10 protein-coding genes are annotated in these 8130 nt (G+C 72.2%); 6 read left to right on the plus strand and 4 right to left on the minus strand.

Annotation, left to right across the window (positions count from 1 at the left end; translation table 11 throughout):
* Positions 1 to 79: 79 nt before the first annotated feature.
* The gene (locus ACFWNV_RS38240) at positions 80 to 280 is read right to left on the minus strand and encodes a hypothetical protein (RefSeq protein WP_383956502.1); all 201 of its coding nucleotides are present in this window, start codon (positions 278 to 280) and stop codon (positions 80 to 82) included.
* A 54-nt stretch (positions 281 to 334) separates the two neighbouring features.
* Positions 335 to 529 carry a hypothetical protein gene (locus tag ACFWNV_RS38245; RefSeq protein ID WP_266904480.1) on the minus strand — a complete coding sequence of 65 codons (195 nt, stop codon included), beginning with the start codon at positions 527 to 529 and terminating at the stop codon, positions 335 to 337.
* Between the two features lie 205 nt (positions 530 to 734).
* Between ACFWNV_RS38245 and ACFWNV_RS38250 the strand changes: the two genes are divergently transcribed.
* From ACFWNV_RS38250 to ACFWNV_RS38270, 5 genes are all read left to right on the plus strand, one after another.
* Complete coding sequence (locus tag ACFWNV_RS38250; protein WP_383956506.1) at positions 735 to 1238, plus strand: helix-turn-helix domain-containing protein; 504 nt, start codon at positions 735 to 737, stop codon at positions 1236 to 1238.
* Between the two features lie 276 nt (positions 1239 to 1514).
* The gene (locus ACFWNV_RS38255) at positions 1515 to 1970 is read left to right on the plus strand and encodes a hypothetical protein (protein WP_383956509.1); all 456 of its coding nucleotides are present in this window, start codon (positions 1515 to 1517) and stop codon (positions 1968 to 1970) included.
* A 12-nt stretch (positions 1971 to 1982) separates the two neighbouring features.
* On the plus strand, positions 1983 to 3188 hold the full coding sequence (locus ACFWNV_RS38260; RefSeq protein ID WP_383956513.1) for an MAB_1171c family putative transporter: 1206 nt from the start codon (positions 1983 to 1985) through the stop codon (positions 3186 to 3188).
* 244 nt (positions 3189 to 3432) lie between these two features.
* Positions 3433 to 4416, plus strand: a complete 984-nt coding sequence (locus ACFWNV_RS38265; protein WP_383956516.1) for an XdhC family protein — start codon at positions 3433 to 3435, stop codon at positions 4414 to 4416.
* A 59-nt stretch (positions 4417 to 4475) separates the two neighbouring features.
* The gene (locus ACFWNV_RS38270; RefSeq protein ID WP_383956518.1) at positions 4476 to 4877 is read left to right on the plus strand and encodes a DUF6479 family protein; all 402 of its coding nucleotides are present in this window, start codon (positions 4476 to 4478) and stop codon (positions 4875 to 4877) included.
* 61 nt (positions 4878 to 4938) lie between these two features.
* Here the strand turns inward: ACFWNV_RS38270 and ACFWNV_RS38275 are convergent, their stop codons facing one another.
* Positions 4939 to 5847 carry an ATP-dependent DNA ligase gene (locus ACFWNV_RS38275; protein WP_383956527.1) on the minus strand — a complete coding sequence of 303 codons (909 nt, stop codon included), beginning with the start codon at positions 5845 to 5847 and terminating at the stop codon, positions 4939 to 4941.
* Positions 5847 to 6731: a non-homologous end-joining DNA ligase gene (gene ligD, locus ACFWNV_RS38280; protein WP_383956521.1), complete on the minus strand. Its 885-nt coding sequence runs from the start codon at positions 6729 to 6731 to the stop codon at positions 5847 to 5849. The genes ACFWNV_RS38275 and ligD overlap by 1 nt, the downstream gene beginning before the upstream one ends.
* Positions 6732 to 6762: 31 nt before the next feature.
* Here ligD and ACFWNV_RS38285 point away from each other — a divergent pair, with 31 nt between their 5' ends.
* Positions 6763 to 7887, plus strand: a complete 1125-nt coding sequence (locus tag ACFWNV_RS38285; protein WP_383956524.1) for a Ku protein — start codon at positions 6763 to 6765, stop codon at positions 7885 to 7887.
* Positions 7888 to 8130 lie beyond the last annotated feature (243 nt).

Genomic DNA, 8130 nt, shown 5'->3' on the forward strand with positions numbered 1-8130 from the left:
GCCGCGATTCCAGCGCGGCCGGACAGCCCTTGTTCCCGCTCGTGGAGCGACGGCGAATACTCGGTCGATCCGGCGGGGATCAGCCCTTGGCGGCGACCCGGCCGGCCTCGTAGGCGCCGACCGCCGCGGCACCGGCCGCCAGCCCGCCCGCGGCGTACGGCGTGGCGACCAGGACGGCCGGGGTGAAGGCCACCGGCATCATTCTGGTGGTCCGCTCGCCCGAGTCCTCCGACAGCGTCGCGCCCGCGATGACGCGGACGCTCTCGGTGATGCTGTTCATCTGTACCCCTCCCTGTTTTCTGGTGTCATCCGGCGCGACGGCCGGAATCCGGAATCAGTTGACGACGCGGCCGGTGACGTACGCACCGACCGGAATGGTGAAGGCGACGATTCCGGCCGTGATCTTCACGGAGGCCGGAACGGCGATGACGGCCGGGGTGGCCATGACGGGCGTGCCGTCGACGGAGAGCTTGCTCTCCGCGATGGGGCCCATGTCCTGCTGGTTCATAAAGGCCGCGATCTTGGCCATGACATTCCCTTTCGGTGGGGGTGGATGAGAACGACCCACATCGGTATCGACTGAGGTTCGATCCTTGTCGGTTTCATCGAAACACCAGTCGATGGCGCGACTCTAGGCACGACCCGATCAAGCCGTCAACTGAGATTGATTGCGAGATTGTGAATCTGACACACCAGTGTGGTGATAGGGTGCGCGCCGGAGATGGAGGTACGTCATGACCGATCAGGCAGATCAGGCGGACCGGTCGGGTCCGGTGGACCGGTCGGATCAGGCGGACCCGATGGGGCCGCCGGCAGCCCCGAAGTCACTGGCCGAGAAGCTGGAGCACCTCTTCGCCCACACGGCCCCCGCCGGCCGGGGCCCGTACAGCGTCGAGGAAGTGGCGCGGGCCATCACGGCGGAGCGGATCCCGATCTCGGGCAGCTACATCTGGCTGCTGCGCAAGGGGCAGCGCGACAACCCGACTTTGCGCCACCTGGAAGGGCTGGCCCAGTTCTTCGGGGTGCCGCCCGCCTACTTCTTCGACGACCGGGTCACCGACGCCGTCGACGCGGAACTGGGCCTGCTCGCCGCGCTGCGCGACGCGAAGGTGCAGCACGTGGCGCTGCGGACCGCCGGGCTGTCCGAGAAGAGCCTGAAGTCGATCACCGAGATGATCGAGCGGGTCCGCGAGCTGGAAGGCCTCGGCGACGTCGACAACGGGTCGACAGTGTCCTGAAATCTCCTATACGGAGATCGGGTCGCCATGCTGCGATGGAACGTATGGCAAGCAACGGGGCTGATCCATCCATCACGAACAACGGCCAGGTGACCACTGCCGATGTTTTCTAAGCCGCACGTCAAGCCGGACTTCCGACCCGCCGCACCGGAGTCGGACCGAAGAGCACGGCGCCTCAGCCGGCGCTTCGTGAAGGGGCTCGACCTTCCACCGGCCGCCGATGTCCGGGAACTGATCCCGGCCATCCAGAGAATTTCCGGCCATCCCATCCGTCTGGTGCCCGCGCCCGCCGGCAGCTTCCAGGGCATCTGCGGCATGTGGGTCCGCACAGCGGCCGGCATCGACTACATCTTCGTGCACGAGAACACCAGCCGGGTGCACCAGGACCACATCATCGCCCACGAGATCGGGCACATCATCCGAGGCCACGGCCTCACCCGCGGCCTCACCACGGGCGCGGGCGCTGGTACGGGCACGGGTGCTGGTACGGGTTTGGGTGCTGGCACCGCGCAGCAACATCCGTCGACGGCCGACCAGCTGGACCGGCTCGTCCCGCACCTGGACCCGGCGAAGGTCCGGGTGATGCTCGGCCGCACCGATTACGTGCACGAGGAGGAGCGGGAGGCCGAATTGATCGGCACCCATCTCCAGCACCTGCTGCACCGGCCGGCGCGCGGGCGGACCACCCGCCAGGACCGGGCCGCCCGGACGCTGCTCCGCGGGTGGCGGTGACCGGCCCGCACCATGCAGCAGCTACTCCATCCGCTCTGCCTGACGCTGGCCGTGGCGGGGTTCTGCCTCCTGCTGCGGCCGGCCCGCAGACACCGCCGTGACACCGCACTGACCGCACTCGCCGGGGTGTACGGCTTCTGCGCGCTGTCCTTCCTGGTGTCCCTGGAGCCCACCTGGATCCATCTCGGCGAGGTGACGGACAGTCATTCCATCGCCCTCCTCGCCTCGTTCGTCTGCGTGATCGCCCAGGTTTCCCTTCAGCCGGTCGTGCTCGCCTGCTGGATCCTGCCGCCGGACGCGGCCCGCCGGGCGGCCCGGACCTCCCTGCTGGCGGGCGCGGCCGTGATCGCGGGCCTGGTGCTGCTCTTCGCACTCCTCCCGACGACCGGGCCGACCACCCCCCAGACGTTCACGGCCCGCCATCTTGGTGTCGGCGTCTACCAGGCATATCTGGGTCTGTACATCTCGGCGTACGGTGCCGGCCAGGCACTCCTCGTCGTCGGCTGCCTGCGGGCCGCCCGCCGCACCGACGAGGTGTGGGTGGCGCGCGGCCTGCGGATCGCCGGGGCCGGCGCCCTGCTCACCCTCGGCTACTGCGCGATCCGGCTGGCCGCGCTGCTGGCCGCCGTGCGCGGCGACGCCCGTATCCCGGCGGCCGTGGAGCATCTCGCCTGGGCCTGCGCCGACGGCGGCACCCTCGTGGTCCTCACCGGATTCCTGGTCCCCGCGCTCGGCGTGCATCTGGTTCCGGGCGTACGGGGCTGGCTGCGCGCACAGCGGCAGTACCGGACGCTGGGGCCGCTGTGGGAGGTGATGCACCGCTCCATGCCCGCGATCGCGCTCCAGCCGGGCCGCCGCCCCACCCGCGTCAACCTGCCGGTCTGGGACGTCAGCTGGCAGCTGTACCGGCGCTGCGTGGAGATCCGGGACGGCCAGTGGGCGCTGGCCGTCCATCTGGAACCCGCCGTCCGCGAGGCTTCCGGCACCCGGCACCGCGGCCACGGTCTCCGCGACGGCGAACTGGCCGCCGCGATCACCGCCGACCAACTGCACGCGGCCCTCGCCGCACGCCACGGCGGACGGCGGCCGGCCGTCCCCGCCGAATACGCCGACTCCGTCCGGCACCCGGATCTGCGGATCCCGGAGGACGACGTCCGAGAACTGCTCCGGATCGCCGCCCACTTCACCGCCGCGGCGGAGCCGTCCCGGCGTCCCTGAGCGACCTGGCGCCGGCCGGGTGGTGGACCAAGACCTGCTTGGCCGGCAGCGTGTTCAGCAGCGCATCCACCGCCTCCGCCGCGTCAAGGAGGGGAATTCCGGTGGTCCGTACGAAGGGGGTGGGGGTGGGTCTGTGGGTTTTGGGGGGTGGGGGTGGGGGCGTGCGTGCGTAGGTTGGAGGGGAGGCCACTTGGGTTCTGAGGCTGTGTGGCGTGCTCTGACGGTGAGGATGGGGCGGCGCGGAATGCGTGACTTGGTGGAGACGGCGCGGCAGTGGGTGGCCGAGGGGCGGGTCGGGTTCCTGGCGCGGCCCGTGACCGAGCAGGGGTTCGGCCCTCGGGATCCGGCCGGGGCCGTGCTCGTGGATGTGAAGGGCGAGTGTGTCGGGGCCCTGTACCGGGGGGTGTTCGATGCCGAGCTCGTCGCGGAGGCCGCCTCCATGGGGGCCGATGAGACCGCGCGGGTGTGCGAGGTTTCCGTAGGGGCCGGCGAGGCCGTTGAGGCCAAGCTGACGTGTGGTGGGCAGGCCGAGGTGCTGCTGCAGCCGCTCGGGGCGATTCCCGGTGAGTGGTGGGAGCTGCTCGGGCAGGGGGTCGGGGTCGCGCTGGTGACCCAGCTGAACGAGCGGGCCGATCGGGCCGTCAGTGTCGTGGTGCGGGGGGCCGATCAGCCGTCCGGCGATGCCGAGCGGCGGGCCGGGGAGCTGCTGAGGACGCGGCGGCCGGGCCGGGACGCGCTGTACGCGGGGTCCGGGCTGGTGCTCGTGGAGGCGTACCCGTCGGCTCCGTACGTGGTGATCGGCGGGGGCGGGGAGCTGGCCGAGGTCATCGAGGCCCAGGCCCGGCTGCTCGGGTGGGAGGTCAGTGTCGTCACCGAGGCCGGCGAGGCCGAGAAGCTGCTCGGGGCTCGGCGGGACGCCGCCTGCCTGGCGATGCTGAGCCACGATCCGGAGTTCGACGTGCCGACGCTGCGGACCGCGCTCGCGCTCGGAATCCCGTACGTCGGCGCGCTCGGCTCCCGCAAGACCACCGCGCGGCGCCGCGAGGGGCTGCTCGCCGCGGGGGTGAGCGAGGAGCGGCTGCGGACGGTGCACGGGCCGATCGGCCTGGACCTGGGCGGGCAGACCCCGGCGGAGACGGCGCTGGCCATCTGTGCGGAGATCCTGGCGGTGCTCGGGGGCCGTGAGGTCCGCGGGGTGCGGGACGCGGACGGCCCCCTCAGGGGGTGAGGAGGCCGGACGGGGCCGCGATCGGGTGAAATCGTCGCCGATGCGGGAAAATGGGTTGTATGGACACGACTCTGATCTTCCTCGCGGTGGACAGAACACTGACCAACATCGCGTGGTTCCTGGTCGTCGGGCTCATCGTGGTCGGCTTCCTGCTCGGCGGGTTCTTGCTGGGCAAGCGGGTCCGGGCACAGGAACCCGCACCCCCCTCCGCCGAGAGCCAGCCGCACCTGCCCGACGGTGGTGCGGTGCACGAGGTCTCCGAGGAGCGGGAGTACGTCGAATTCCCCGAGAACGGACTGCGCCCGCACGAGATGCAGGGGTACGGGAACTTCGGCTCCCGCACCCACAGCCATCAGGACGAGGCCCGGGCCGAGCGGGAATCGGGGTACGAGCACCCCAATCCACGGCCCCGGAAGCAGCCGCCGACCCTGCCGCCCCTGGACGGCGCCAACCCCGCCTGACCGGCGGATGAAGGCCTGAGGCCGACCCGACCCGACCTGTGACCCGCGGCCCCGCCGCGGGTCACAGGTCTGTGCGCAGGCGCAGGACCTCCGGCGGCGGGTGGCGGGTGGAGGTGTGGCGGACCTCGGCCGTGAGCGGCGGGTCCAGGGAGTGGAAGGGGACCTCGCCGAGGCCGATGGCCGTGATGGTGGCGCCCCAGGGCGCGGCCGGGGCTCCCCCGGCCGGCTGCGGGCCGCGGGCGGCCAGCGCGGCCGCCAGCTCCGCGCGGAGCGGCGCCGTCAGCGGGCTGGAAACCAGCGGGGTCTCGTCGCCGACCGGGAGGACCAGGACGAGGGCGAGCGGGCGGCGGGCGGTGCCCGTGTAGCCGACCACCGCCGCGTCGCGGACGTTGGTGTGGCGGAGCTTCTGCCAGCCGCGCCGGCCGGCCGGGTAGGGCTGGTCCATCCGTTTGACGACCAGGCCCTCGATGCCGCTGGCGGGCAGGGTCTCGTACCAGGTCTCCGCCAGCTCGGGGTCCGTGGTCATGGGGACCGGCTGGAGCGGCGGGCCCAGCGGCAGGAGCAGGTCGACGAGGAGGGCGCGCCGGCGTTCGTACGGGCGGGCGCGCAGGTCGAGGCCGGCCAGTTCCAGCACGTCGAAGGCGGCGTACGAGGCCGGCAGCGTCCGGGCCAGCACGGCGGCCCGCGCCCCCGAGGCGGCGGCCGCCCGGCGCTGTACGAGCGCGAAGTCGGTGCGGCCCGCGTGCCAGACCACCACCTCCCCGTCGAGGACGGTCCCGGCGGGCAGCTGGAGGGCGGCCGCCGCGAGGTCGGGGAAGGCCGCGGTGACGATGCGGCCGGAGCGGGCCTGGAGGACCACCCCGTCAACGGTGCGGACGACGACGAGGCGGTGGCCGTCGAACTTGGGCTCGTACGCGAGACCGGGCGCGCGCGGCAGGGTCCGTACGGCCGCGGCGAGCGCGACGGTGATCACGGGAGCCGTCCGGCCAGGCCGGGGTCGAGGAGCGGGGCGAAGAGGTCTCCGTCGCGGGCGAGGCGGGGGGCGATGTCGTCGGCGAGGAAGACCAGGTCGGAGGGGGTGCGGCAGGCTTCGACCTCCTCCCAGGAGAGGGGGGCGGAGACCGTCGGCAGGGCGCGGGCGCGCAGCGTGTACGGGGCCGCCGTGGTCTTGGCGGCGGCGTTCTGGCTGTGGTCGACGAAGACCTTCCCGGGGCGCAGCGACTTGGTCATCCGGTGCACGACGAGGTCGGGGAGCTCGCGCTCGGCCTCCTGGGCGAGGACCTTCGCGTACGCAGACACCTGCTCGGAGGGGGTCGGTTCGAGGGGTACCGCCAGATGGAGGCCCTTGGAGCCGGAGGTTTTGGCGCAGGCGTGGAGGCCGTCGGCCGTGAGGCGGTCACGGAGCCAGAGGGCGACGGCGGCGCATTCGACGACGGTGGCGGGGGAACCGGGGTCGAGGTCGAGGATCAGGCGGTCGGCGAGGGCGGGGGCACCGGCCGGCCACTGGGGGGTGTGGAACTCGACGACGAGGTTGGCGGCCCACATGAGGGCGGGCAGGTCGGCGACGACCACCTGTTCGGCCCGCAGGTCCTCCGAGCGGGGCACGGGCGTGGTCTTCACCCAGGCGGGGGTACCGGGCGGCGGGTTCTTCGTGAAGAAGAGCTGTCCGTCCGGGCCGTCGGGATAGCGCAGGAAGGACACCGGGCGGTCGTGGATGTGGGCGAGCAGGGGGCCCGCGACCGTGGCGTAGTAGTGGAGGACCTCGCCCTTGGTGAAGCCGGTCTCCGGGTAGAGGACCTTGTCGAGGTTGCTGAGCGAAATGCGACGGCCCTCCACCAGGGTGATCGGCGTCATACGATGAGATTGCCACGAAACAGGAGGAACCGTGCGATCCATATGGAACGGGGCGATCTCCTTCGGCTTGGTCAGCATTCCGATCAAGCTCGTGAACGCCACCGAGAGCCACTCGATCTCCTTCCGCCAGATCCATGTCGGCGACGGCGGACGCGTCCGCTACCGCAAGGTCTGCGAGCTCGACGGGGAGGAGGTGCCGACCGCCGAGATCGGCAAGGGGTACGAGGAAGCCGACGGGTCGATCATTCCGATCACCGATGAGGACCTGGCACAGCTGCCGATCGCCACCGCGAAGACGATCGAGATCGTTTCCTTCGTGCCCGCCGATCAGATCGATCCGTTGCAGATGGACGCCGCCTACTACCTCGCGGCGAGCGGGGCCACGGCGGCCAAGCCGTACACGCTGCTGCGGGAGGCGCTGAAGCGGAGCCGGAAGGTCGCGATCGCGAAGTACGCACTGCGGGGGCGGGAGCGGCTGGGCATGCTGCGGGTCGTCGACGACGTGATCGCGATGCACGGGCTGCTCTGGCCGGACGAGATCCGGGTTCCGGAGGGAGTGGCGCCCGAGGGCGAGGTATCGGTACGGGAGGCCGAGCTGGACCTGGCGGACGCGCTGATGGCGACGCTGGGGGAAGTGGAGATGGACTCGCTGCACGACGACTACCGGGAGGCGGTCGAGGCGATGATCGCGGCGAAGGCGGGCGGGGGCGAACCTGCGGTGGCGGCGGGGCCGCCGGATGAGGGTGCGGGTGGGCAGGTCATCGACCTGATGGCGGCGTTGGAGAACAGCGTGCGGGCGGCGAAGGCTTCGCGGGAAGGGGCGGTGCCGGCTGCGTCGGAGGGGGCGGGGGCGGAGGTTACGCCGATTCGGCGGAAGAAGGCGGGGGCGGGGGCGGCTGCGGGGGCGGCTGCGCCGAAGGCGGTGGGTGGGAAGAAGTCGACTGCGTCGGGGGCGGGTGCGGGTGCGGGTGCGGGTGCCGGTGCGGGTGCTGCGAAGAAGTCGACGGCGACGGCCGCTGGTGCTGCTGCCGCTGCGAAGAAGAAGGCCGGTACGGCGGCTGCGAAGAAGGCGGCCTCGGCCAAGGCTGCGGAGGCGAAGCCGGCGCGGGCTGCCGCGAAGAAGGCGGTGACGCCGCGCAAGCGGAGCTCCGCTTGAGGGCTGTGGCCTGGCCGTGCTGCCCTGCTGCCCTGCGGGGCGAAGTCCCCTACCCGCCCTTCCACCGTTCCCCGGGCTCTGCCCGGACCCGCGCCTCAAACGCCGGCGAGGCTGGGGTGTCCCCGGGCCGGCCCGGGCCCGGTCCGCAAGCGCCGGATGGGCTGGGGGTGTCCCCGGGCGCTGCCCGGACCTGGTCCGCAAGCGCCGGACGGGCTGGGGGTGTCCCCGGGCGCTGCCCGGACC

Source organism: Streptomyces sp. NPDC058401 (assembly GCF_042722885.1).
Lineage (GTDB): Bacteria > Actinomycetota > Actinomycetes > Streptomycetales > Streptomycetaceae > Streptomyces.

What these genes read in the sequence shown, in the direction of transcription:
- ACFWNV_RS38240 (WP_383956502.1), bottom strand. Translation starts at nt 280, where the DNA reads ATGAACAGCATCACCGAGAGCGTCCGCGTCATCGCGGGCGCGACGCTG.
- ACFWNV_RS38245 (WP_266904480.1), bottom strand. Translation starts at nt 529, where the DNA reads ATGGCCAAGATCGCGGCCTTTATGAACCAGCAGGACATGGGCCCCATC.
- ACFWNV_RS38250 (WP_383956506.1), top strand. Translation starts at nt 735, where the DNA reads ATGACCGATCAGGCAGATCAGGCGGACCGGTCGGGTCCGGTGGACCGG.
- ACFWNV_RS38260 (WP_383956513.1), top strand. Translation starts at nt 1,983, where the DNA reads ATGCAGCAGCTACTCCATCCGCTCTGCCTGACGCTGGCCGTGGCGGGG.
- ACFWNV_RS38265 (WP_383956516.1), top strand. Translation starts at nt 3,433, where the DNA reads ATGCGTGACTTGGTGGAGACGGCGCGGCAGTGGGTGGCCGAGGGGCGG.
- ACFWNV_RS38270 (WP_383956518.1), top strand. Translation starts at nt 4,476, where the DNA reads ATGGACACGACTCTGATCTTCCTCGCGGTGGACAGAACACTGACCAAC.
- ligD (WP_383956521.1), bottom strand. Translation starts at nt 6,731, where the DNA reads ATGACGCCGATCACCCTGGTGGAGGGCCGTCGCATTTCGCTCAGCAAC.